Source organism: Pantoea sp. GM_Pan_4 (assembly GCF_026541005.1).
GTDB classification, from domain to species: Bacteria; Pseudomonadota; Gammaproteobacteria; order Enterobacterales; family Enterobacteriaceae; genus Pantoea; species Pantoea dispersa.
Window position 1 is genome coordinate 214,197 of record NZ_JALNUZ010000007.1, and the last position, 24,312, is coordinate 238,508.

Below are 24,312 nucleotides of genomic sequence, written 5' to 3' on the forward strand. Positions count from 1 at the left end.
GATGCCGCAGGAGTGAGAGCTCCGTGAACCACCCAAAGCCGGTGCAGCCGTTCAGCACCGGCTATTTTTGGTAAACGAGTGAGAATGAATTTACAGCACCATTTCTTGATTGCGATGCCGTCGCTGCAGGACCCTTTCTTCAAACGCTCGGTGGTGTATATCTGCGAGCATAACGAAGAGGGTGCCATGGGTTTGATCGTTAACAAGCCGATGGACAACCTGACGGTCGAAGGCATCCTGAAAAAACTTAAGATCAGCCCATCAGAACGCGATCCTGCCATCAAACTGGACAAACCGGTGTTTGCCGGTGGTCCGCTGGCGGAAGATCGTGGCTTTATTCTGCACTCGGCCCAGCGCGTGTTCTCCTCCAGTATCCGCATTTCTGACAATACGGTGATCACCACTTCGCGCGATGTGCTGGAAGCGATCGGCACGCGTGAACAGCCAGAGAACGTGCTGGTAGCACTGGGTTATTGCGCGTGGGAGAAAGATCAGCTGGAAAATGAGCTGCTGGAGAATGCCTGGCTGACCACGCCGGCCAATACGCAGATCCTGTTCCAGACGCCGATTGCCGAACGCTGGCGTGAAGCCGCGCGCAGCATGGGTGTGGACATCCACAACATGACCAGCGATGCAGGGCACGCCTGATGGCCAGTGAAACGCTGCTCGGCTTCGACTTCGGTACCAAAAGCATAGGCGTCGCCATCGGGCAACAGCTGACCGGCACTGCGCGCCCGCTCGCCGCGCTGAAAGCGCAGGACGGCACGCCGGACTGGGAGCTCATTGGTAAGCTGCTGAAAGAGTGGCAGCCGGATTACGTGGTGGTTGGCCTGCCACTCAACATGGACGGCAGCGAACAGCCGCTGACGGCGCGCGCGCGCAAGTTTGCTAACCGGCTGCACGGCCGCTTCGGCGTGCGTGTGGAGCTGCAGGATGAGCGTCTGAGCACCGTTGAAGCGCGTGCCGATCTGTTCGAACGCGGCGGCTATCGCGCGCTGCAGAAAGGCCATATCGATTCGCAGTCCGCGGTGATTATCCTGCAGGACTGGTTCGAGACGCATTAAATCAGCCCGGACACGGCCGCGCGGTTTCGCGCCGCCGTGTCGGCGGTTCTCAGGGCAAGTCCCTGCTCAAATCAATCCCGCCTCGCGCCGGGCCTGCTCGCTCTGGGCGAAAGTCTGCATCCCTGCCTGCGCGCCAGTCTGCAACACACCGGGCAGCTGATGCATTTTGCCTTCGCGGATCAGGTTAGCGACCGCCGGCGTCGCCACCAGTACTTCAAACAGGCCAATGCGGCCGCCGGCTTTGGCGGCGACTAAACGCTGCGCCAGCACCGCTTTCAGGCTGCCGGCCAGCTGCGTGCACACGAGGTTTTTCTCCTCGGCCGGAAACACATCCACCAGCCGGTCCACCGCCTGCGTCGCGCCGCGCGTATGCAGCGTGGCCAGCACCAGATGGCCGGTCTCAGCAGCGGTCAGCGCCAGCCGGATGGTTTCGCTGTCGCGCAGCTCACCCAGCAGGATCACATCCGGATCTTCACGCAGCGCCGCTTTTAATCCGAGCTGAAACGAAGCGCAGTGTGCGCCGATTTCGCGCTGCTGAATCAGCGAACGCTGGCTGTGGTGGACGAACTCGATCGGATCTTCCAGCGTGATAATGTGGCGCGCCTGCTGACGATTGAGGCTATCCACCAGCGCCGCCAGCGTGGTGGATTTGCCGCTGCCGGTCGCGCCGGTGATGAGGATAAGCCCTTCCTCCTGCTGCAGCAACGAGCGCACCACGTCCGGCAGCTGCAGGCGCGCCATATCCGGTGGCTGACTGGCAATCAGCCGCAGCGCCAGCGCCAGTCCGTGACGCTGGCGGAACAGATTGGCGCGCAGCCGGCTGCCGTTGCCGAGCGTGATGGCGAAATCGACGTGACCGCTGCCAGCTAACTCGCTGCGCTGCGCGGCGCTAAGCCACTGCTCGCTAAAGGCCTGCAGCCAGCGCTCAGGCAAGCTGTGCTGTTGCGGTATTGGCTCCAGTACGCCCTGCCGGCGCCAGTGCGGTAAATGTCCGCTGCAAAGGTGCAGATCGGCCGCATTATGCTTTACACTAAGCGCCACAACGTCATCCAAATCCATTTAACTTCTCCTGACTATGACTTCCATTGAGCACAACTTACAGCAAGTGCGCGAGCGTATCGCTGCTGCTGCCGCGCGTTGCGGCCGCGCGCCAGAAGAAATTACGCTGCTTGCAGTGAGCAAAACCAAACCTGCGAGCGCTATCGCAGAAGCCATTGCCGCCGGACAGCGCGCCTTCGGTGAAAATTACGTGCAGGAAGGGGTTGAAAAAGTTGCCGAACTGGCCGCACATCCTGATCTGCAATGGCACTTTATCGGGCCGTTACAATCCAATAAAAGCCGTCTGGTGGCGGAAAACTTTGCCTGGTGCCACACCGTTGACCGCCTGCGTATTGCGCAGCGGCTGAACGATCAGCGTCCGGCCGCGCTGCCGCCGCTCAACGTGTTAATTCAGGTAAATATCAGTGACGAGCACAGCAAATCTGGCATCATGCTGGAGGCCGTCGCCGGGCTGGCACAACAGATTGCCGCCCTGCCGCGTTTGCGCCTGCGTGGACTGATGGCAATTCCGGCACCCGAGCAGGATTACGCGCGCCAGCTGGCGGTGTGCCAGCAGATGGCCAGCGCGTTTCGCGCCTTGCAACAGGACTATCCAGGCGTCGATACGCTTTCTCTGGGAATGAGCGACGATATGGATGCGGCGATTGCCGCAGGCAGTACGATGGTGCGCATCGGCACCGCGGTATTTGGCGCGCGGGATTATGCACGCCCTTCACAACAATAATTGAGGAACCTCATGTTAACACTGACGTTTTTAGTCAAAACGCTGATTGATCTGTACGTGATGGTGCTGCTGCTGCGCATCTGGATGCAGTGGTCACGCTGTGACTTTTACAATCCGCTGGCGCAGTTTGTCGTGAAGATCACCCAGCCGATTGTTAAACCGCTGCGCCGCATTTTGCCGGCGCTGGGACCGATTGACACCGCGTCACTGCTGCTGGCATTCGTGCTGACCACGCTGAAATATCCGATTCTGCTGCTGATTCAGGTCGGGGTGTTCTCCGTCGATCCGACCAACCTGCTGGTGGGCCTGCTGTCACTGGTCAAATCCGCCGGCTATCTGGTGTTCTGGGTGATCATCATTCGCTCGCTGATGAGCTGGATCAGCCAGGGACGCGGTGCGATGGACTATGTGCTAATCCAGCTGACCGAACCGCTGATGGCACCGATTCGCCGTATCCTGCCGGCGATGGGCGGCATCGATTTCTCGGCGATGATCGTGATTCTGGTGCTGTATGCGCTGAACTTCCTCGGTATGGACCTGTTCCCGGGTCTCTGGTACCTGCTCTAATTCGTTAATCTGGAACTGTTATGCAAAAAGTTGTGCTCGCCACCGGTAATCCGGGCAAAGTACGTGAACTGGCCGATCTGTTAGCGGCCTTCGGCCTGGATATCGTGGCGCAAACCGAGCTGGGCGTAGAGTCTGCCGAAGAGACCGGGCTGACCTTTATCGAAAACGCCATCCTGAAAGCGCGTCACGCGGCGCAGATCACCGGCCTGCCGGCGATTGCCGATGACTCCGGGCTGGCGGTCGATGCGCTGGGCGGCGCGCCGGGCATTTACTCGGCACGCTATGCCGGCGTTGATGCCAGCGACCAGCAGAATCTCGACAAACTGCTGCAGGCACTGGAGCAGGTGCCGGACGACGAGCGCCAGGCACAGTTCCACTGCGTACTGGTGTACGTGCGTCACGCCGCCGACCCGACGCCGCTGGTGTTCCACGGCAGCTGGGCCGGGGAGATTACCCGCGCGGCCGCCGGTGAAGGCGGTTTCGGTTATGATCCGATCTTCTACGTGCCGGCGCTGGGTAAAACCGCCGCCGAGCTAAGCAAGGATGAAAAGCGTGCCGTGTCGCATCGGGGTAAAGCATTGACGCTACTGCTGGAAGCGATGCGCAATGCCTGAGTTACCACCGTTAAGCCTTTATATCCACATCCCGTGGTGCGTGCAGAAATGTCCGTACTGCGACTTCAACTCGCACGCGCTCAAAGGCGAAGTGCCGCACAGCGAGTATGTGCAGCATCTGCTCAACGATCTTGACCAGGATCTGCCGCTGACCGCCGGGCGCGAAGTGCGCACCATCTTCATTGGCGGCGGCACGCCCAGCCTGCTGAGCAGCGAGGCGATGCAGCAGCTGATGGACGGCGTGCGCGCGCGCCTGCCGCTGGCGGCGGACGCCGAAATCACCATGGAAGCCAATCCGGGCACGGTGGAAGCCGATCGCTTCAGCGGCTATCAGCGGGCGGGCATTAACCGGATTTCGATTGGCGTGCAGAGTTTCAGTCCGCAAAAGCTGACGCGCCTGGGGCGCATCCACGGTCCGGACGAGGCGGTCCGCGCGGCACAGCTGGCGGCCGGTCTCGGCCTGCGCAGCTTTAACCTCGACCTGATGCACGGCCTGCCGGATCAGTCGCTGGAAGAAGCGCTGGACGATTTGCGCCAGGCGATTGCCCTCAACCCGCCGCATCTGTCGTGGTATCAACTGACCATTGAGCCCAACACGCTGTTTGGTTCACGCCCGCCGGTTTTGCCGGATGACGATGCGCTGTGGGATATCTTTGAGCAGGGTCATCAGTTGCTGAGCGCCGCAGGCTATCAGCAGTATGAAACCTCGGCCTACGCCAAACCGGGCTATCGCTGCGAGCATAACCTGAACTACTGGCGCTTCGGTGATTACCTCGGCATCGGCTGTGGTGCGCACGGCAAGCTGACGCAGCCGGACGGGCGCATCGTGCGCACGGTGAAAACCCGTCATCCGCGCGGTTTTATGAAGGGCAACTATCTGGATAAGCAGCATGACGTGCCGGACGAGGACAAGCCGTTCGAGTTCTTTATGAACCGTTTCCGCCTGCTGGAAGCCGCGCCGCGCGCCGACTTTGAGCGCTACACCGGACTGAACGAGGCAGTGATTCGCCCGCAGATCGACGCAGCCATCGCCGCCGGTTATGTGCAGGAACAGCCAGAGCACTGGCAGATCACTGAAAAAGGCAAACTGTTCCTCAATTCGCTGCTGGAGCTGTTCATGTAAATTCAGCGGAGAAGGCACGCGCCTTTTCCGCTGGCAGCCGTACTAAACCGCACGGCTGCATCTGTTACGCTCAGGCGACCATCACCTCATTATTGATTAACAGCGTCGCGCTGTGGTCGAGACTCTCAAACACCTGCCACACTTTGCCACCGCTCTGCTGCGTCCCCTGCTGCTGCCACTGCTGATAAAATTGCGTGCTATCGCTGAGCTGCACCACGTCGCCGGCATCACCATCAATCAGCCAGCTGCGCGTGCGCTCTGGCAGCAGCACATGCTGGTGCGCCTGCTGCAACAGCTGCTGCGCATCCAGCTGCAGCAGATTGTCTCCGGAGCCGGTGAGATCGATATGCTGCAGGCCGCTGATATGCTGCGTCAGCTGCTGATAATCAAGCTGCTGATGTTCTCCTTCCAGCACCAGCGCAGAGAAGCCCTGCAGCGGTTGTCCACTGTGCGCCGCCAGCCACTGCTGCACATCATTCAGATGCAGCTGCGCGCCCTCCTGTTCCTGCGTTTCCGGCAGCGTATGGTGCTGTACCAGGCTCTCGTCTTTGCCCCAGCGCACAGTATCAATAATCCAGCCGACATCGCGCTTCACCAGCACGTTCCAGCACAGCACTTTTTTATAGGTATCCGGATCTTCGCCCGAATGGACGTCAATATAGCCAATCTGCTGGCCCGCCGGAGCCTGCCAGCTAAAGGTGTTCAGGCCCTGCTCAGACCGGCTGGCGCCACCGGGCTGCAGGTATTCGCGCCCCAGCAGCTCGCCGCTGGGGGAGAAGATATCCACGTAGGTATCGCAATTGTGGAGATAGCCATAATTGAACTCCACGTAATTGGTGGCGCCAAAATCAAACTGCACGACCGAATGATCCAGCATCTCAATCGCTTTGCTTTCATAGCCATCCGGCCGGTTCATGATGCCGGTGTAGAAACTGCTGTTGCTGGTGCCATGTTTCAGTTCGGTGACTTTCAACCCGCCGTATTGATACACCCGGCCGGTTTGCCAGCTGGTATTGGCGCGACAGTTCCAGTTCTCTTCGCCAGAACTGTGCTTCACGCCAGAGTCATAGTTAATCATCCAGTTGGGCGCATAGTTGCTGATGTTACCCGCCAGATCGACTGCTTTTATCGTAAAGTTGTTACTGCCCGGCTGCATGTCGCGGTCCGGGGTAATCTGCCAGCGGCCATCGGCCCCCACCGTCGCGCTGCCGGCTACAACGCCGTTCTGGTACAACGTCACCAGACTGTAAGGCTCGGCCTGTCCGGAAAAATCGAGCCGCTTATCGTCGGTGGTCTGGCCCGGCAGCACCGGCTGGATGGTGCCGACGTCATCGATAGCCTGCAGGATGGTGGGCGTGTTGATACGGGTGTCGACGGTCAGCGTCCAGCTGTCGCTCCATTGACTGACGTTGCCGGCTTTATCGCTGCTGCGGCTGCGAAAACGCCAGTCGCCGTCCGGCAGCAGATCCTGCGGCGGCGTCCAGTGCCAGTGGCCGCTGCTGTCGACGGTGGCCGTACCGCCGACAACCCACTTTCCGCCCGGTGCGGCATACTGAATGCGCACCACGCTGCCGGGCTCGGCTTCACCGTGCAGTTCCGGCCGGACATCATCGGTGGGTTGGCCGCGGCCAAACTGGCCCTGATACAGCCCGCGATTGTCGTCGTAATAGCTGAACGTCGGCGTTTCCGGGATAAGCGTATCGAGATAAAAGGTCCACTTCGGCGACGGCTGACTGCGGTTGTCGGCGCGGTCCTCGGCCTGCGCCGTCAGGTTATAGGTTCCGTCCTGCGGCAGATCGAGCTGTGCCTGCCAGTTGCCCTGCGCATCGGCACGGACAGAGGCGAGAAGTTGGTTGCCATTATAGAGATAAACCAGCGCGTTGGCTTCGGCCTGCCCGCGTACCACCGGCTGATCATCGTTGGTATAGCCGTTACGGCGGATGCTGTTACCGTCCTCCACGCCGCCGGCAACGTGGTCTTCAATGGCTTCAATGATCGGTCTGGCGGGCGGATGGGTATCGATATTGTAATCCACGCGCGTGGGTGCGCTGTGATTGCCGGCGGCATCCACGGCGGTGAAGGTGAGCTGGTATTCACCATCGGCCATCGGCTGCGGCGGCATCCACTCGAAGTGGCCATTGATCACCGGCACGCGTAGCGGATTGCCACCGTTAACCGTCACGATGACTTCAACGGCATCCGGCGTTTGTACCGTTCCCTGCCAGCGTTTTTGCGGGTCGTTGTACCAGCCGCGTTCGGCAACGATAACCACAGGGGGTGATAAAACCGGGTGTGAACTGGAAGCAGAGGTGTCAGAAAATAACATAAAATTTCCTTAAAAATTAATAAGTTCAACAGGCTGAATGCCCGTTGATATAGTTATTAATGCGGAAATTTTGCTGTTATCAGATTCGTCCCGAATCTAAGACAATCTGTTAAATCACGACTTAAAAGCTGCGGGGATAAAAAAGGCGCCACTGTTCAGAAGAACAATGACGCCGTGATGTTCCGCGCATTCAGCGGCAACGCGGCTGGCTTAGCCCTTTACGTTCTGCATCAGCGTCTTGCGCTGGCTCTCCAGTGCGGTCACCCGGTTACATACTTCATGACCGAAGTTCTGGAAATCCTGCTCCTGATTGTTCCATTCAGTCTGAATCGACTGCTGTAGCCCGCCGAGGTTGCCCATCAGCGCCTGCAGCGGATTGCTGCCGCTGGCGGCCTGTTTGGTGCCCATCTCGTTCAGGCTATCCTGCAACACCCCGCCCAGCGTGCTCTGCACCAGCTTCTCGCCGTCGGCGCGCACCTGCTCAATGGCCTGATGGTGGAAAGTCAGGCCATCCGGGCGATGCTCGATGATGCGGTTCATCTGCTGCCTGAGCTGGCCGTTCAGCGTGGTCAGGCGATTGCGCACATTGCTGTCCGAGCCGAGTTTTTCGACAATCACTTTATCCAGCGCCACGCGGCCCCGCTCCAGACGGGTGGTTGCGCCGCTGTCGACCCACGGCAGATCGCGACGCAGCGCGTTCTGGTAGTCAATCGCCTGCTGGCGCGTGGCGTTATCGACGCTCACCGACTTGCCGTTGAACTGCACATCGCCCTGCGGCGTGATTTCAAGATTGCCGTTGCTGCCCACCACCTGCACGCTCTGGGGTTTAATGATCACATCATCCTTTGGATTGACGCTGCACTGATAGTCAGCATGCGCCTGAGCTGCCGCCAGCAGCAGCGCGGCGAGAAGAGCCTTACGAACCATGAAATCTCCTGAGTATTCTGTGCGGGAAAGAGCAAGACAGTTTGCGGTTGTTACCAGGTCGCCATAAATGGCGCCCCTACAAAGGACCATCCCCCGCAGGGGCAATCCCCTGTAGGGTGCGCATTTATGCGCACCAGCATACTGTAATAAAACTTAGTCCCACCAAACGTCGAAGAGTTCAGTGACCTGAATATCGGCGAGATTTTTCTTTTCCAGCCAGTTACGCACCAGCTCGCGGTGCGCGTCGGTGCATTTGCCGGTCTGCTGCAGACACACCAGCCCTTCCCACACCAGATAGCCGCTGCCGTCATAGGCCAGACCATTCGGATCGATCACCTCATTGATGAACTGATCGAGCGTGGCATCCACCTCTTCCTCACTGGTGCCTTCGGCAAAACGCCAGGCAACAGAGAAGCCCAGCTCCTGAAACTCATCAACATGCAACTTTTTACGTAAACGGCGGCTACGTTTTACAGCCATTATTTCACCCTCTCAAACATCAGATCCCATACGCCATGGCCCAGTCGCTGCCCGCGCTGCTCAAATTTGGTTAACGGACGCGTTTCCGGACGCGGCACGTAATTCTGGCTCTCCGACTGATTGCTATAGCCATCGATGCTGCTCATCACTTCCAGCATGTGCGTGGCGTACTCTTCCCAGTCGGTCGCCATGTGGAACACGCCGCCCAGCTTCAGCTTGCGCAGCACCAGCTCGGCAAACGGTACCTGGACGATGCGGCGCTTGTTGTGGCGCGCCTTATGCCATGGATCCGGGAAAAACAGCTGCACCATGCGCAGCGAATTGTCCGGCACCATGTTCTCCAGTACTTCCACCGCATCGTGACACATCACGCGCAGATTCTGCACGCCAGCCTCTTTGGCCGAGGCCAGACAGGCACCGACACCCGGCGCATGCACTTCAATGCCGAGGAAGTTCTGATGCGGATTGTTCTGCGCCATGGTCACCAGCGAGGCACCCATGCCAAAACCAATCTCCAGCACCAGCGGCGCTTCGCGGCCAAACAGCGCAACCATGTCCAGCGGCTGCGGCTGATACTCGACGCCCATCTCCGGCCAGTAATTGTCGAGCGCGAGCTGCTGTCCTTTCGTTAAGCGCCCCTGGCGGCGCACAAAACTGCGGATACGGCGCAAAGGCCGCCCGTTCTCATCAAATTCCGGGGTGATGACGTCATTAATCATGTTGAAACCTGCTGGTTAGCCTGTTCAGGGAAACGGGCATTATGCAAAGTTAAGTAACAGAAGCAAGCCTTTGCAATCTTCCGGTTTACACCCTGATGTCTCTGTGCTGGAATTCCTGCCTGATTGTAGAGTAAACACGGAAAATTTCCTTCTTATGATGCAGGCGCCGCAGTTCGCGCAACAGGTGCTGGAGTGGTACCAACGCTTTGGCCGTAAAACTCTGCCGTGGCAGCTGGAGAAAACGCCCTATAAGGTGTGGCTCTCCGAAGTGATGCTGCAGCAGACGCAGGTTGCCACCGTTATTCCCTATTTCGAACGCTTTATGGCGCGCTTCCCCACGGTTGCCGACCTGGCCGCCGCGCCGCTTGATGAAGTACTGCATCTGTGGACCGGCCTCGGCTATTACGCACGGGCGCGTAACCTGCACAAGGCGGCTAAACAGGTGGTTGAGCTGCACGGCGGCGTATTCCCGCCTCATTTCGATGAGGTCGCGGCGCTGCCGGGCGTCGGCCGCTCCACGGCGGGCGCGATCCTGTCGCTGTCGCTTGGCCTGCATTTCCCGATCCTCGACGGCAACGTAAAACGCGTGCTGGCGCGCTGCTATGCAGTGAGCGGCTGGCCGGGCAAAAAAGAGGTGGAGAAGCGCCTGTGGCAGATCAGTGAAGACGTCACGCCAGCGGAAGGCGTCAGCCAGTTCAATCAGGCGATGATGGATCTCGGCGCGTTAGTATGTACTCGCTCCCGCCCGAAATGCGACATCTGCCCGCTTAACAGCGGCTGCGCGGCCTATGCACAAGGCAACTGGGCCGATTATCCCGGCAGGAAGCCGAAAGTCACGCTGCCAGAGCGCAGCGGCTGGTTCCTGATGCTGCAGCACGGCGACGAGGTGTTTCTGGAGCAGCGTCCGCCAGTGGGTTTGTGGGGCGGCCTGTTCTGCTTCCCGCAGTTCACCAGTGAGCAAGCGCTGACTGACTGGCTGGCGGCGCGCGGCATCCACGCGAAACCGCAGCAGCTTACCGCGTTCCGCCACACCTTCAGCCATTTCCACTTAGATATTGTGCCTATGTGGCTGGCGTGGCCTTCCTCCGGGTCGCTGATGGATGAAGCCGGCGGTCTCTGGTATAACTTAGCGCAACCACCGTCAGTGGGGCTGGCCGCGCCGGTAGAGCGCCTGCTGCATGAGCTACGCCATCCCCGGCAGCTTCAACTGCGAACCAGTTTGACCGAAGAGGAAGAGTAATGAGCCGCACCATTTTTTGTACTTATCTGCAACGCGAAGCTGAAGGCCAGGACTTTCAGCTCTATCCTGGCGAACTGGGTAAGCGCATCTACAATGAGATTTCCAAAGAAGCCTGGCAGCAGTGGATGTCCAAGCAGACCATGTTGATCAACGAGAAGAAGCTCAACATGATGAACCCGGAAGATCGCAAAGTGCTGGAGAAGGAGATGGTGAATTTCCTGTTCGAAGGCAAAGATGTGCACATTGAAGGTTACACCCCGCCAGAAAAATAAACGTTCAGGGCCTCCCTTTGAGGCCCTCTTTTTCGAGTCAGGCACGCATTCACAATGAATAAAAAACTGATAGCACTGCTGGTCATCGCACCCCTGTTAGTCTCCTGCTCCGGACAAAAAAAATCGCAGTACCATGAAGAGTGGGTTAAGGACACCAACGGTTTTGACATTCTGATGGGGCAATTTGCCGCCAACATCGAGAATATCTGGGGAATCAATGAGGTTCTGATCGCCGGACCCAAGGACTACGTCAAATACAGCGATAACTATTACACCCGCAGTCACATCAACTTCGACAGCGGTAGCATCACCATTGAGACCATTTCCGGCACCGATCCGATGGCCAGCCTGCGTCAGGCCATCATCACCACGCTGTTGATTGGTGACGATCCGGGCAACGTCGATCTCTACTCCGACGCCAACGATATTCAGATCAGTAAAGAGCCGCTGCTGTACGGCCAGGTGCTGGATAACACCGGTCAGCCGATCCGCTGGCAGGGACGCGCCGGTAACTTTGCCGATTACCTGATCCAGAACAAACTGCAGAAACGCACCTCCGGGCTGCACGTTATCTGGTCGGTGACCATTCCGATGGTGCCTAACCACCTCGACAAACGTGCGCATAAATATCTGCCGCTGGTGCGCAAAGCCGCCGAACAGTATGGCGTTGATGCCTCGCTGATTCTGGCGATCATGCAGACCGAATCGAGCTTCAACCCTTATGCGGTAAGCAACGCCGATGCGCTGGGTCTGATGCAGGTGGTGCAGCATACTGCCGGGGTCGATGTGTTCCGCATGAAGGGCAAATGGGGTAAACCGAGCCGCAGCTATCTGCTCGATCCGGCCAATAACATTGATGCCGGTACCGCTTATCTGTCGCTGCTGCAGAAGAGCTATCTCGGCGGGATTCAGGATCCGCTGTCGCGTCGTTACGCAGTGATCACCGCTTATAACGGCGGGGCGGGCAGCGTGCTGCGCGTGTTCTCCAGCGATAAAGACCGCGCCTTCGCCACCATCAACGGCATGTCACCGAGCCAGGTGTATCAGACGCTGACCACCAACCATCCGTCGGCCGAGTCACGCCGCTATCTGTACAAAGTGAGCCAGGCACAGCGCAGCTACCACCGTTATTGATTAGCGCTCATCGCCACCTTCTCCCGCCCGCGGGAGAAGGTGGCGTGCGGTGGGGGAACAGCCCCTCTTATAACATCATATTCGCCACTAACCGCTTGTGCCCGCTGTCATCTTCCTCGGTGTAAACCCCCTGCAACTCCGGTGAAAAGCCCGGCAGCAGATTGATACCCGCTTCCAGCGCGAGGAAATAGCGCTGCACTGCCCCGCCCCAGGTTTCGCCTGGCACCACACACAGCACACCCGGCGGATACGGCAGCGCTCCCTCAGCGGCAATGCGCCCTTCGGCGCTGGCGATCGGCACCAGCTCAACGTCACCGCGAATATACGCCTGATGCGCATCCTGCGGATTGACCTCGACTTTCGGGAAACACGCCTGACGGAACATGTCGCGCTGCAGATCCTTAACGTCGTAGCTGACGTACAAATCGTGCATCTCCTGGCACAGGCGACGCAGCGTGTAGCCCTGATAGCGCTCAACGTGCCTGCGATACACGCTCGGCAGCACTTCGGCCAGCAGCGCATCTTCCCGCACGTGCTGTTCAAACTGCTCCAGCATCGCCACCAGGTGTGCCATTTTTTCCGGCGTTTCCGCTGGGGTCAGCAGGAACAGGATCGAGTTGAGATCGCACTTCTCCGGTACGATACCGTTCTCGCGCAGATAGTTGGCGAGAATGGTGGCCGGAATGCCAAAGCGGGTGTATTCGCCGCTGGTGGCATCGATGCCTGGCGTGGTGAGCAGCAGCTTGCACGGGTCCACCAGATACTGTCCGGCATCGTAACCGGCAAAACCGTGCCACTTCGCGCCCGGTTCGAAGCTGAAATACGCCGGATCGGCGGCGATGGTGGCGGTTTCTGCCGCCTGCCATGGCTTGCCGTGCACCTGCTCCGGCAGGAAGGGCTGAATCAGGCTGCAGCGCTCAAGGATTGCTTTGCGTGCCTCAATGCCCAGCGTGACGCAGTCGTGCCACATGCTGCGCCCCGCTTCGCCCTGATGCATTCTGGCGTTGATATCCAGCGCAGCGAACAGCGGATAGAACGGGCTGGTTGAGGCGTGCAGCATAAACGCGTTATTCAGGCGCTTGTGTGGGCAGAAGCGTTTCTGGCCGCGAATATGGTTATCTTTCTTGTGAATCTGCGAAGTCTGCGAGAAGCCCGCCAGCTGCTTATGCACCGACTGGGTGACAAAGATCCCCGGGTCGTTCTCGTTAAGCTCCAGCGTCAGCGGCGAGCAGCCGGCCATCAGCGGAATAAACTGCTCATAACCCAGCCATGCCGAATCAAACAGAATGTAGTCACACAGATGCCCGATGCGATCCACCACCTGGCGCGCGTTGTATACCGTGCCATCGTAGGTACCAAGCTGGATGATCGCCAGCCGGAACGGACGCGGCTGATCCGCGCGCTGTGGCGCGACCTGGCGCACCTGCTCGCGCAGATACGTCTCGTCGAAACAGTGCGCATCGATGCCGCCAATAAAACCAAACGGATTACGCGCCGCTTCCAGATAAACCGGCGTGGCACCCGCCTGGATCAGCGCACCGTGGTGGTTAGATTTATGGTTATTGCGGTCAAACAGCACCAGATCGCCGCGCGTCAGCAGCGCATTGGTCACCACTTTGTTGGCGCTGGAGGTGCCGTTCAGCACGAAGTAGGTTTTATCGGCGTTGAACACGCGCGCGGCATATTTCTGCGCATCCTTGGCCGAGCCTTCGTGGATCAGTAAATCGCCCAGCTTGACGTCCGCGTTACACATATCGGAGCGAAAGACGTTCTCGCCGTAGAACTCATAAAACTGGCGTCCGGCCGGATGGCGGCGGAAAAACGCCCCGCCCTGATGGCCCGGACAGGCAAAGGTGCTGTTCTGCATATCGACATAGCGCGTCAGGGTGTCGAAAAACGGCGGCAGCAGTTCCGCCTCGTACGCCTGCGCCGCCTGCTCCAGCGCCTGCCACTCTTCCGCTGCGCCGTTGATCTCTCCGGTCACGCCCGGCAGCGTCAGCACCGCCTCATCAAAGGCGTTCGCGACAAACACCGGCAGATTGAAGCCAGTCTGGCGCAGCAGCGTCAGCACGCCGCTGCGTGTATCGGCCAGCGAGACCACTACCGCGGCCACGTCGGTGAAATCGGTATTATCCAGCGTCACCACGTCGCGCGCGGTGTTGAGACTCAGGCTTGGCGCTACCGCTACGCTGGCAGCAATTTTCAATGGGTTCATAACACAAATCCCCGTAATGAAGGATGAGTGGGTGCCAGTGGCACAGCAATGAGGAAATTTCCCCGGCGAATAACGTCCGGCGGCCGCAACCGATAGACATCAGTAAAGCCAGATCGCGTCTGTCTTTACTCATATCCAACAGCGAACGGGGCGTAGCCTCACCGCATGGTGAGCGGGAAATGCGAACAACAGATGACAGAGGCGCGCTTGTCATGAAGCGCACGGCGACAAGTGCAGATGTGCATTGTACCGGACATGGCGGCGTCCTCAGCGATGAAGATGGGGAAGAAATTCGGGCGACATGATGGCATCTTTTTTTACCGGGAACAACCAATCAGGGCGGAATTTTGATGCAGAACGTCAATGTGCTACTTCATTGATTTACATGAATAATAGTTAAGGCGCCTATTTTTAACTGCCTGAATAGTCGAAGATTACGCAAAGTTATGCAGAATGTAACGCCGGTGCGATAGCGACCGCCTGCCGCGCCCATCCGCCTGGCACTCCCTGCAGCAGAAGCGTACTATGGAGCGCACTTCTCCCAACCAGCCGGAGGCTGCATGTTCAAGGCACTGGTCATTGAAAATGATGAACAGGGATACCGCACATCCCTGCAGGATCTGTCAGAGCAACAATTGCCCGATCAGGATGTTACCCTCGAAGTAAGCTACTCCACCCTCAACTACAAAGACGCGCTGGCCATCTGCAATAAAGGGCCGATTGTGCGCCAGTTTCCCATGGTGCCGGGCATCGATTTTGTTGGCCGGGTGATCCACAGCCGTCATCCGGAGTGGCAGCAGGACGATGTTGCGCTGCTCACCGGCTGGGGCGTGGGTGAAAAACACTGGGGTGGGCTGGCGCAGAAAGCCAGCGTCTCCGGCGACTGGCTGGTTAGCGTCCCGGCGGCGCTCAGCCCGCTGCAAACCATGGCGATTGGCACCGCCGGCTTTACCGCGATGTTGTGCGTGCTGGCGCTGGAAAAACAGGGCATCACACCGCAGCACGGTCCGGTACTGGTTACCGGTGCCAGCGGCGGCGTGGGCAGCTTCAGCGTGAACCTGCTGGCGCGTCTCGGCTATGAGGTCGTGGCATCCAGCGGCCGCGCCAGCGACAGCGCCTACCTGCTCGATACGCTCGGCGCCTCCGCGATTATCGACCGTAACGAACTGAGCGCGCCCGGCAAACCGCTGGCGAAAGAGCGCTGGGCCGCCGCGATCGATAGCGTCGGCAGCCACACGCTGGCCAATGTGTTAGCCGGGATCCAGCGCAACGGCGTGGTCGCCGCCTGCGGCATGGCGCAGGGCCTCGATCTGCCCACCAGCGTTGCGCCGTTTATTCTGCGCGGCGTTACGCTGGCCGGCGTGGACAGCGTGATGTGCGCCAAACCGCTGCGTCAGCAGGCGTGGCAGCGTCTGGCGGAGCTGGTTGACGGCGCGCTGCTGGAGCAAATGACCAAAGTGATTCCACTGAGTGAGGCGCGCGCAGGCGCAGAACAGCTGCTGGCGGGCCAGGTGCGTGGGCGGCTGATTGTCGATTGCCGCCAGGCGCCCTGACCCGGTGCAGGATGCCGTTATGGCCGCAGCTGTATCTGCGGCCGATCCTGCGCTGGCGGCGTAACCACCTGCAGGTCGGCCTGATACCAGCGCGTCAGGATCGGTTCGGTCATCACCGCGTGCGGCGCGCCCTGCGCCAACAGCTGGCCGTGGTGTAACAACAACACCCGATCCGACCACAGTGAGGCCAGATTCAAATCGTGCAGCACCGCGCAGACGCTAAAACGGCCATTGCGCGTCAGCCGGTGCAGCAGGCGCAGAGTAGACTGCTGCCAGTAGAGATCGAGCGTGGAGGTGGGTTCATCCAGCAGCAGCCAGCCGCGCGGGCCGTCGTCATGCCACAGCTGCGCCAGCACCCGGGCCAGCTGCACGCGCTGCTGCTCCCCGCCCGACAGCGAGCGATAGTCGCGCTGCGCCAGCGGCGCGCTGCCGGTTAACTGCATCACCTCCTGCACCACCGCCTGGCAGTTACCGGTCGGCCAGGGTGCGCGCCCCATCGCCACCACGTCGGCAGCCGGCAGCGGAAAGGTGACGCTGTTTTGCTGGCGCATCACCGCGCGGCGCTGCGCCAGCGGTTCGCGTGGCCAGGCCGCCAGTGGACGATCGCCCAGCCAGCATTCGCCGGCGTCCGCGTGCAGAAAGCCGGTCAGCAGCCGCAGCAGCGTCGACTTACCGGCACCGTTAGGACCGATCAGGGCAACCATTTCGCCCGGCGGCAGCGTCAGGGAAACATCATTGATTAAGGTACGCGTTCCCCGGCAAAACCGCAGTCCGCGCGCCTGCAACTGCTCACTCATTCAGCCCCCTTTGCTGGCGCAGAATCTGCCACAGGAACCACGGCCCGCCCAGCAGACTGGTTAGCAGCCCGACCGGCATTTCGGCCGGAATCACCACGGTGCGCGCCAGCGTATCCGCCAGCAACAGCAGAATCGCTCCTGCCAGCGCCGCGCCCGGCAGCAGCCAGCGGTGGTCACTGCCGAGACAAAAACGCATCACGTGCGGCACCACCAGCCCGACAAAACCGATAATGCCGCTGACCGCCACCGCCGTGCCCACCAGCAGCGCACTCAGCACCAGCAGCTGGCGCTGCGTGCGTTTTACATCGACGCCCATATAGTGCGCGTCCTCTTCGCCCAGCTGCAGCAGATTGAGGCGACGCGCGCGCGTCTGCACCAGCAGCAGCGCCGGAACGATCAGCAGCGCACTCACCAGCAGGCTCGGCCACTGGGCACCCGTCAGGCTGCCCATGCCCCACAGCGACAGCTGACGCAGCTGCTGGTCGTTGCTCAGCCACGACAGCACGCCAACCGCCGCGCCGCATAGCGCATTAATCGCAATCCCCACCAGCAGCAGGCGCGCCAGCTGGCCCTGCGCCAGCCGGCTAAAGCTGAAGATCAGCAGCGTCACTACCAGGCTGCCGGCAAACGCTGCCAGCGAGGGCAGCCACAGCGCCAGCAGCGGCGGCAGGCTGACCGGTAGCACCACTGAGAGCGCCACCGCCAGCCCGGCACCGCTGCTGATACCCAGCAGTCCGGGATCGGCCAGCGGATTACGAAACAGCCCCTGCATCACCGCACCGGACACCGCCAGCGCCATGCCAGTCAGCACCGCCAGCAATACGCGCGGCAGGCGAATTGTGAGCCAGATTTGCCAGGCCAGATCGCTAAGCGGCGCCTGCCACAGCGTGCGCAGCGACAGCGGCATCGCGCCGAGGTTGGCCGCCAGCAGCATGCACACCAGCATGCTGATACTCATTAACATCAGCCAGCGCATCATCAGGCGGTTAATCATGCTGCACGGCTTCCGCCGCATGGCGCAGGCGCAAAATCGCGTCCGGCGTATCGAGGCCGAAACTCAGCAGCGCCATCTCATCAATCACCAGCAGCGCGTGATGCTGGCCAGCCGGCGTCAGCTGCAGGCCCGGCAGCGCCCACACCGCCTGTTCGCCTCCCAGCGTGCGCAGCCCCTCTTCGCCGACCACCACCAAATCCGGTGCTGCCGCCACGACGCCCTCCTGCGACAGCTGCTGATAGTGCGGCACCGCGCCCATGGCATTGACCAGGCCGGCAGCGCGAATTGCGCCGTCAGCGCCGGTCTGCGCACCAGCCGCCTGGGTGCGTAAACCGCCGTGCGCCATGATAAACAGCACTTTCACCGGCAGCGGCCGCTGCGGTAGCTGCGCACGCTGTTTGTTGACCTTGTCGATCAACGCGCGGGCCGCCTGTTCACGCTGCAGCGCGTTGCCAATGGTGGCGATTTTGTCCGTGATGGCATCGAGGCGGTTATCCCCACTGACCTCCACCACCGTTACCCCGGCGTCCGCCACCTGCTGCAACACCAGCGACGGTTTAGCCAGCGCGCTGGCCAGTACCAGCGTCGGTTTCAGTGCCAGAATGCCTTCCGCGTTGAGCTGGCGCATATAACCGATATCCGGCAGCCTGGTGGCCGCCGCCGGATGCTGGCTGGTGCTGTCGCGCGCCACCAGCTGCGCCTGCGCATCCAGCGCGTAGACGATCTGCGTTACATCGCCCCCGATAGTAATGATGCGCTGCGCCGCCCACGCCGGCAGCGTCAGCAGAGCAAGCAGTGTCAGGATCAGCGCTTTCATGCGGCGGCTCCTGTCGGCGTCAGCGCCATCACCTGCTCGCGCCAGCGTGCCTGTTCCGGCGTGCCCTCGCTGCGCTGGCCGTACAGCTGGGCAATCTGCGTGCCATCGGCAGCAAACAGCTCCAGACTGGTGACGAAGCCATCGCCGCCCGGCTTGCGCGTCACCCAGCTCTCGTGAATGCGATCCGCCATCAGATGCAGCGTGAACGTGGGATTAAAAACGTTAATCCAGTTATCCAGCGGCACCACTTTCCCAATAGTGCCGGTAAAGATCTGGGTACAGCCGCGATTGCCGACGAAAATCATGATTTCATTGCCATCCTGCTGTACCTGGGCCAGCAGCGTTGCCAGCGCGGTGTTGCTCACCTGACGCGCTAAATCATCCGGCACCGCGCGAAACGCCTGCGGCCGCGAGAGATGGTGACGCTTCAGCAGGCCAAAGAACTGATGCACATCGGTCATGGCACGCCACTCCGCTTCGACAGTGCCGGCATCCACCCTGTCGCTGAACGGCGTGGCGCTGACCGGCTGCGGCTGCAGCTGAGGCGCGTGCGCCAGGCGGAAGCGCTCAATCAACGCCTGCCACGCCGGCATCTCCGTTTGCGCGGTGGTGTAAATTTTCAGCACCGTATCGGCGTGACGATCGAAAATCTGTATGCTCTGCCGTTCGCCGTGCGCGGTCTGCTCGTGCAGGAAGAAAGCACTGTGCCACTGCGCAGGAAACAGACGCTGGTCGAGCGCACGCGGATTAAGCACCAGCCCGCCATGTTCGCCGAGATGCAGATTGCTGTAGGTTCCCACCTGTTCGTGCACCGCCCAGGCATTGCGCGTAATACTTTTGGTCTCACCCACTGCCGCCAGCGCCGTCAGCAGCGCCGGAAAATCGGCGCGCAGCGGCTGCGCGTCGTGGCCCACGCGCGCTTCGCACAGCTGTGCTTCCCCTATGCCCATCAGCGCGGCTAAATCACGCGCGTACATTTTTGGCTGCTGGCCTTTCAGCGCCAGATAGTGTTGATAGCGTTGATGCATTGCGCTTGCTCCCGTGAAAATGCCCTGCGCCACCGCAGGGCGAAAAGTGATTAGAAGTCGACGTTCACGCCCAGTTGCCAGGTGCGTCCCGGCATCACGGCCAGATTGATGTCGTTGCGCTCCTGCGCGCTGGCGCTGGTCAGCGTGCGGCTGCTGAGGTAATCCCAGTATTTACGATCGGTAATGTTGTAGACACCGCCGCTCAGCCTGACATTTTTCGTCAGCTGCCAGTACGCGGTGGCATCGATCAGGCCGTAGCCCGGCACGCGCATGTATTCGCTGCTGGCGTCGCTGATGGCCGCCCCGCTGTTGCTGTAGCTCTCACGGTTGGTGGCGCTGGCCTGTTTGCCTTTGACGAAGGTGGCGGTGAGCGCCGCGCCGTAACCGCGCGCTTTGTCGTCCCACGCGACGCCGACAATCGCTTTTAGCGGCGCGACACTGTCGAGATCGATGTATTTGTCGCCCAGATAGCGGGATTTCGCTTTCCCCTCGCTGTAGCCGAGCGCGAACGTGCTGCTCAGGCCATCCACGGTCGGGAACCAGCTGCCGTAGTTGACGCGGGTGCTGATCTCCGCCCCATAAATGTAGGCTTTGTCGCGGTTCTCAGCCTGATAGCTGGTGTAGATGTTGGCCGGAACATTGACGAACATCGCCGGATTGGTGGCGCGACGATAGCGGGTGTAGGCAATAAAGTTTTTGTAGGTGTTGTAGAACACCGAGGTATTGAGGGTGATGCCGTCGGTCGGCTGTCCTTTCAGACCCCACTCAAAATTGTTGCTGGTCTCGGTTTTCAGATCGGCATTACCAATCAGCGCATACTGCGCGCTGCCGGCGTAGCTTGAACCAAGGTTCCACGAGCCGTACAGCTGGCTGGTGGTCGGGAACTCCACGCCGCGCTTATATTGCAGCCAGGTGGTGAGCGCCGGATTGATATCGTACTGGAAGGTCAGTGACGGCAGCACTTCGGTGTCTGAATTGGTCTTGCCGTACAGTTTTTCCACCTGCTCTTCGGTCAGCACCGTGCTGCCGTTGGTCAGATCGCCGAGGTTCTTCGGTTTGGTGCTTTGATGAATAACGCGCACGCCGGGAATCACCGCGAAATTGTGGCTATCGAGATCGAAATTGATTTTATCCTGCAGATAACCGGCCACGGTCCAGGAACGGCTGTCTGACTGCGGCTGGGTAATGGTGCCGAAGGTGCCCGGGTTCGGCGCCTGGCGGAACGGACGCTCGCTGTTCTCCACGCGCGCGTTGACGCCGCCGCTCAGCTCGTGGCGGCCGAGGGTTTTGCTAGCGCGCGTGTCAAACCCTAAGGTATCGACGTTGTAGTCAGAGTAGACGAAGCCGTACTGACTGGCGCTGGTCGGTAACCAGGTGGTGTCGTGCGCCTCGGTTTGCTGCCAGTAAACCCGCGTGGTCAGCGTATCGATCATCTCGTTGTACGGCGTCCACTCATCAGCAAGATTAATGCCCCAGCGGCGCGAATCGCTCTGCTGTTGCGCAGTGCCCCAAATAGTGTTGCCGCTGCTGCTGTCCCAGGTATCGTAGTGGGTGTGATTGGTTTTGTGGTAGTAATCGAAGGTGGCGCTCAGCTTGTGCTGATCGTTTGGCTGCCAGATGCCCGACGTCATAAAGGCATCCGAGTGCCAGTTGGCCGGGTAGGCGTCTTTTACGCCGCTGTTGTTGCGCGTCTGCTGGCCGTCGCGGCGGCTGTAGACAAACAGGCCGCGCAGTTCATCATCCCCTGCCGCCGCAGTGATGCCGTTGTGCCAGCTGCGATCTGCCGAACTGTAGTCGCTCTGATAACCGAAATAGTGGGTTTTATCGCTGCTGAGGTAGTCGTCCGGCGACTTGTTATGAAACGATACGTTACCGCCGATGGCGGTGTTAGGTTGTTCCACCGATGTAGCGCCCTTCTCAATTTCGACGCTGCCAAACATATACGGGTCGATGTAGTCGCGACCGATACCGAAGGTATTGTTACCGGCGCGACTGACGTACGGACGACCGGTGGCGTCCGGTACCGGAATGCCATCAATATCCAGACCGACACGGTTACTTTCCAGGCCGCGAATGTTGTAGCCGGTATAGCCTGCACGGTCAAAGCCGCTTTTACCGGCTGACGAACCGCCCGCCGCGCCAGTGGCGCTGACCAGCGGCTCATAACGCATGATCGAACCGAAGTCATTGGCGCCGCGTTTTTGCAGATCGCTGGCGGTGAGCGTGGTTTTGCTGCCGGCCTGCTGCTTAGGTGCGGTAACGGTCATTACCGGTTCATTGCTGCTGTTGTTCTCTGCGGAACGCGCCAGCGTACTGCTGTCGCTGGCGGCATAGCTGCAGGCTGCGTGAATGGCTGAAGCAAGAACAGCGACTTTACACAGACGCTGCTGAACAGTTCCCTGAAGGTTGAAAGACATGCGCGAAATACCTGGTTAATTGTTAGTATTCGCTCACTTGTTTGCTGCCAGAAAACCACGGCTCTATGCTAAAAACCGTGAAACAGCGCGTCACGCTGGCCAGATAATGTTATCGATCCCGGCACCTGTGGCACAGTGTCATGCGCGCTTGAGTGCACAGCTGCCGTATATAACTGGCCGCGGTGCCGCAGGGATGCCTGTGGTAATTATAGAGAGTAAAATGATGGCGAAAACAATTTAATGCAATTGGTAATCATTATCAATATCATTTGCATCAAGATGTATCTTTGTGCGCACAATTTGTTAACCTGTGTTTAATCAGGCACTAACAGGAGGGATAGTATGGCAGATAAACCGGCAGTAACCATTCACTACTGTACCCAATGTAACTGGCTGCTGCGTTCGGCGTGGATGGCGCAGGAGCTGCTGCATACCTTCGCCGGCGATCTCAGCGCAGTCACGCTCCAGCCCGGCAGCGGCGGCGTGTTCGAGATCAGCATTGATGGTCAGGTAATTTGGGAACGCAAACAGGAAGGCGGCTTTCCCGATGCGGCAGCACTGAAGCAGCGGGTGCGCGATGTCTGCTGGCCGGATCGCGAACTGGGGCACGTGGACAAGAAGAAACCGTAACGCGCTTAGCTGTTGGCGATCTTCTCTGCCGCGTCCTGCAGCGCCGCCACGACAATCTCCACCGTGGCCGGTGAAATCTGCTCCTGCGATAACCGATGATTGAGCGTATAGCGAAGCGTATGGATCGCCTGCTCCACCTGTGGAATGCTGCGGTTGTTGACCAGAATCGCCAGCGAAGTGAGCCGCCCGATAATCACCGCCACGTTTTCGCCATTTTCTGCCAGCAGCGCGCGGCCCGCATCGTTGAGCGCGTAGGCTTTGCGCGTGGCCTGGGCATCCACCACGCGAATGGCGTCCATCTCTTCCAGCAGCGTCAGGTTGGGATAAATAATGCCGGGGCTGGGGGAATATTCGCCTTTCGACAACTCTTCCACCGACTTGATCAGCTCATAACCGTGCGCCGCGCCGCTGGCCAGAAAGTGCAGCATCAGCAGGCGAATATCACTGGCATCCAGCATCCTTTCGCGCCGCTTTCTGCGTGCGCCGGCACAGCTGGCACGCTGTGCCGCATCGGCGTGCTCTGGAACATCCCGCTGCTGTTTCATCGCCTTCCCGGGGTCAGTTGAGGGAGGTTGATAGTAGTCTGGTGCCTGGTAAAATTCAACACAGGCGGCAGCGGGCGGGCGCCGGTTATTTCTGATGCCAGTAAGCGACGGCGCGCACCAGGTCGCTGTGCGCCGCGCGCTGCTGAGTAAAGTAATCGCTCAGCTGTTTCACCGCCGCGCCTTCGCCGGTCAGCCAGATGAAGTAGTCATCAGCAGGCAGCATAATCGGGTCCAGCAGCGGCGTCAGCGCCTCAGCCTGCATCTTGCCGCTGCCGAGCCAGCTCACCGTGACGTCCGGCAGGTCGCCAAGATACGCGCGGCCGATTGGCTCATCAACACAGGCCAGCAGATGAATCTGCTGTGCCTGCATTTCCTGATAGCGGCGCTTAAACGCCGGCAGACCGGTCTCATCACAGACATAAATCTGACAGGCATAATCCACCGGCACGACGCATGAGCCGCGCGGGCCGCCCATCGCAATGCGATCGCCCGGCTGAGCGGCACTCGCCCAGCTGCTGGCGACGCCGCCGTCGTGGATGTAAAAATCCAGCGTCAGCGAATCGCTGCCGTTAAAGGCCAGCGGCGTATAGTCGCGCGCCGCCGGACGCACGCCGTCAGGCCAGACGATGCCTTCGTTGGTCATGTGTGGTAGCGCCAGCGCACCGCCCGGCGTATCCGGGAAAAACACTTTGATATGGTCGTCAAAAGAGGGCGAGTGGAAACCCGCCAGATCGCTGCCGCTAAAGACGATGCGCCAGAAGGCATCGGCCACCCGCGTTTTGCTGGCGACGGTGATGTGACGGAAGCGTAATTCATTGCGCACGCGTTGTGGAGCGCGGTGGTGAGTCGGGTTTGGCAACGTTTCTCTCCCTGCAGCGACGGTCCCGCGCTACTGCGCTGCCGCACACCGCTGATGGTGCATGTTATCGAAAATCATTCTCATTAAACGCCTTGCAAGATACCTATGATATATTTTCGACGCAATGCCGAAAAATGCTATTGGCGAAAACGGAACCGGTTTTTGCAAGGTGAGGGGGCGTTTGTTGGCGGGGATTTTCACGGCTTGA

24 protein-coding genes are annotated in these 24,312 nt (G+C 59.9%); 11 read left to right on the forward strand and 13 right to left on the reverse strand.

Features of this window, described 5'->3' with window-relative positions; genetic code table 11:
• The first annotated feature begins 84 nt into the window (after positions 1-84).
• Positions 85-648: a YqgE/AlgH family protein gene (locus tag OXR61_RS15900; protein ID WP_021506630.1), complete on the forward strand. Its 564-nt coding sequence runs from the start codon at positions 85-87 to the stop codon at positions 646-648.
• On the forward strand, positions 648-1,064 hold the full coding sequence (gene ruvX, locus OXR61_RS15905; RefSeq protein ID WP_021506629.1) for a Holliday junction resolvase RuvX: 417 nt from the start codon (positions 648-650) through the stop codon (positions 1,062-1,064). The genes OXR61_RS15900 and ruvX overlap by 1 nt, the downstream gene beginning before the upstream one ends.
• Positions 1,065-1,130: 66 nt before the next feature.
• Here the strand turns inward: ruvX and OXR61_RS15910 are convergent, their stop codons facing one another.
• Positions 1,131-2,123, reverse strand: coding sequence for a type IV pilus twitching motility protein PilT (locus tag OXR61_RS15910; RefSeq protein ID WP_021506628.1), 993 nt, complete (start codon positions 2,121-2,123; stop codon positions 1,131-1,133).
• A 16-nt stretch (positions 2,124-2,139) separates the two neighbouring features.
• On the opposite strand from OXR61_RS15910, the gene OXR61_RS15915 reads away from it, so the two are divergent.
• The 4 genes from OXR61_RS15915 to hemW are packed head-to-tail and all read left to right on the forward strand — an operon-like array spanning position 2,140 to position 5,151.
• Complete coding sequence (locus tag OXR61_RS15915; protein WP_021506627.1) at positions 2,140-2,847, forward strand: YggS family pyridoxal phosphate-dependent enzyme; 708 nt, start codon at positions 2,140-2,142, stop codon at positions 2,845-2,847.
• Positions 2,848-2,859: 12 nt separating this feature from the next.
• Positions 2,860-3,414 (forward strand): YggT family protein, encoded by a 555-nt coding sequence (locus OXR61_RS15920; protein ID WP_021506626.1) that lies wholly within the window; start codon positions 2,860-2,862, stop codon positions 3,412-3,414.
• Positions 3,415-3,434: 20 nt separating this feature from the next.
• Positions 3,435-4,028 (forward strand): XTP/dITP diphosphatase, encoded by a 594-nt coding sequence (locus OXR61_RS15925; protein WP_021506625.1) that lies wholly within the window; start codon positions 3,435-3,437, stop codon positions 4,026-4,028.
• Positions 4,021-5,151 (forward strand): radical SAM family heme chaperone HemW, encoded by a 1,131-nt coding sequence (gene hemW, locus OXR61_RS15930; protein ID WP_021506624.1) that lies wholly within the window; start codon positions 4,021-4,023, stop codon positions 5,149-5,151. The genes OXR61_RS15925 and hemW overlap by 8 nt, the downstream gene beginning before the upstream one ends.
• A 70-nt stretch (positions 5,152-5,221) precedes the next feature.
• Here the strand turns inward: hemW and OXR61_RS15935 are convergent, their stop codons facing one another.
• The 4 genes from OXR61_RS15935 to trmB form a co-directional block, all read right to left on the reverse strand.
• The gene (locus tag OXR61_RS15935; RefSeq protein WP_267412377.1) at positions 5,222-7,477 is read right to left on the reverse strand and encodes an Ig-like domain-containing protein; all 2,256 of its coding nucleotides are present in this window, start codon (positions 7,475-7,477) and stop codon (positions 5,222-5,224) included.
• A 210-nt stretch (positions 7,478-7,687) separates the two neighbouring features.
• Positions 7,688-8,404, reverse strand: coding sequence for a DUF2884 domain-containing protein (locus OXR61_RS15940; protein ID WP_021506622.1), 717 nt, complete (start codon positions 8,402-8,404; stop codon positions 7,688-7,690).
• A gap of 153 nt (positions 8,405-8,557) precedes the next feature.
• Entirely contained in the window at positions 8,558-8,884 is a 327-nt protein-coding gene (locus OXR61_RS15945) for a YggL family protein (RefSeq protein ID WP_021313105.1), read from the reverse strand.
• The gene (trmB, locus tag OXR61_RS15950) at positions 8,884-9,603 is read right to left on the reverse strand and encodes a tRNA (guanosine(46)-N7)-methyltransferase TrmB (protein ID WP_021506621.1); all 720 of its coding nucleotides are present in this window, start codon (positions 9,601-9,603) and stop codon (positions 8,884-8,886) included. Before trmB ends, OXR61_RS15945 begins: the two co-directional genes overlap by 1 nt.
• Positions 9,604-9,757: 154 nt before the next feature.
• On the opposite strand from trmB, the gene mutY reads away from it, so the two are divergent.
• From mutY to mltC, 3 genes are read left to right on the forward strand one after another with little or no spacing between them, the layout of a single operon-like run.
• Positions 9,758-10,843, forward strand: a complete 1,086-nt coding sequence (gene mutY, locus OXR61_RS15955; protein WP_021506620.1) for an A/G-specific adenine glycosylase — start codon at positions 9,758-9,760, stop codon at positions 10,841-10,843.
• Positions 10,843-11,115 (forward strand): oxidative damage protection protein, encoded by a 273-nt coding sequence (locus OXR61_RS15960; RefSeq protein WP_021312836.1) that lies wholly within the window; start codon positions 10,843-10,845, stop codon positions 11,113-11,115. Before mutY ends, OXR61_RS15960 begins: the two co-directional genes overlap by 1 nt.
• A 54-nt stretch (positions 11,116-11,169) precedes the next feature.
• The gene (gene mltC / locus OXR61_RS15965) at positions 11,170-12,249 is read left to right on the forward strand and encodes a membrane-bound lytic murein transglycosylase MltC (RefSeq protein WP_021506619.1); all 1,080 of its coding nucleotides are present in this window, start codon (positions 11,170-11,172) and stop codon (positions 12,247-12,249) included.
• Between the two features lie 67 nt (positions 12,250-12,316).
• Here mltC and OXR61_RS15970 read toward each other — a convergent pair whose 3' ends face one another.
• Positions 12,317-14,464: an ornithine decarboxylase gene (locus OXR61_RS15970; RefSeq protein WP_021506618.1), complete on the reverse strand. Its 2,148-nt coding sequence runs from the start codon at positions 14,462-14,464 to the stop codon at positions 12,317-12,319.
• A 560-nt stretch (positions 14,465-15,024) separates the two neighbouring features.
• Here OXR61_RS15970 and OXR61_RS15975 point away from each other — a divergent pair.
• A complete protein-coding gene (locus OXR61_RS15975; RefSeq protein ID WP_021506616.1) occupies positions 15,025-16,017 on the forward strand; it encodes an MDR family oxidoreductase in 993 nt (330 codons plus the stop codon).
• A gap of 17 nt (positions 16,018-16,034) precedes the next feature.
• Here the strand turns inward: OXR61_RS15975 and OXR61_RS15980 are convergent, their stop codons facing one another.
• The 5 genes from OXR61_RS15980 to OXR61_RS16000 are packed head-to-tail and all read right to left on the reverse strand — an operon-like array spanning position 16,035 to position 22,070.
• Positions 16,035-16,814 (reverse strand): heme ABC transporter ATP-binding protein, encoded by a 780-nt coding sequence (locus tag OXR61_RS15980; protein ID WP_267412380.1) that lies wholly within the window; start codon positions 16,812-16,814, stop codon positions 16,035-16,037.
• A complete protein-coding gene (locus OXR61_RS15985; RefSeq protein ID WP_021506614.1) occupies positions 16,807-17,808 on the reverse strand; it encodes an iron ABC transporter permease in 1,002 nt (333 codons plus the stop codon). The genes OXR61_RS15980 and OXR61_RS15985 overlap by 8 nt, the downstream gene beginning before the upstream one ends.
• Positions 17,801-18,625 carry an ABC transporter substrate-binding protein gene (locus OXR61_RS15990; RefSeq protein ID WP_021506613.1) on the reverse strand — a complete coding sequence of 275 codons (825 nt, stop codon included), beginning with the start codon at positions 18,623-18,625 and terminating at the stop codon, positions 17,801-17,803. Before OXR61_RS15990 ends, OXR61_RS15985 begins: the two co-directional genes overlap by 8 nt.
• The gene (locus tag OXR61_RS15995; protein WP_021506612.1) at positions 18,622-19,653 is read right to left on the reverse strand and encodes a hemin-degrading factor; all 1,032 of its coding nucleotides are present in this window, start codon (positions 19,651-19,653) and stop codon (positions 18,622-18,624) included. Before OXR61_RS15995 ends, OXR61_RS15990 begins: the two co-directional genes overlap by 4 nt.
• Positions 19,654-19,703: 50 nt before the next feature.
• Positions 19,704-22,070 carry a TonB-dependent receptor gene (locus OXR61_RS16000; protein WP_021506611.1) on the reverse strand — a complete coding sequence of 789 codons (2,367 nt, stop codon included), beginning with the start codon at positions 22,068-22,070 and terminating at the stop codon, positions 19,704-19,706.
• Between the two features lie 342 nt (positions 22,071-22,412).
• Between OXR61_RS16000 and OXR61_RS16005 the strand changes: the two genes are divergently transcribed.
• Positions 22,413-22,700: a SelT/SelW/SelH family protein gene (locus OXR61_RS16005; RefSeq protein ID WP_021506610.1), complete on the forward strand. Its 288-nt coding sequence runs from the start codon at positions 22,413-22,415 to the stop codon at positions 22,698-22,700.
• A 5-nt stretch (positions 22,701-22,705) separates the two neighbouring features.
• Here OXR61_RS16005 and OXR61_RS16010 read toward each other — a convergent pair whose 3' ends face one another.
• Both OXR61_RS16010 and OXR61_RS16015 read right to left on the reverse strand, forming a co-directional pair.
• On the reverse strand, positions 22,706-23,245 hold the full coding sequence (locus OXR61_RS16010) for a PadR family transcriptional regulator (RefSeq protein ID WP_021314062.1): 540 nt from the start codon (positions 23,243-23,245) through the stop codon (positions 22,706-22,708).
• 85 nt (positions 23,246-23,330) lie between these two features.
• Positions 23,331-24,104: a siderophore-interacting protein gene (locus OXR61_RS16015; RefSeq protein ID WP_031279449.1), complete on the reverse strand. Its 774-nt coding sequence runs from the start codon at positions 24,102-24,104 to the stop codon at positions 23,331-23,333.
• Positions 24,105-24,312: the final 208 nt, after the last annotated feature.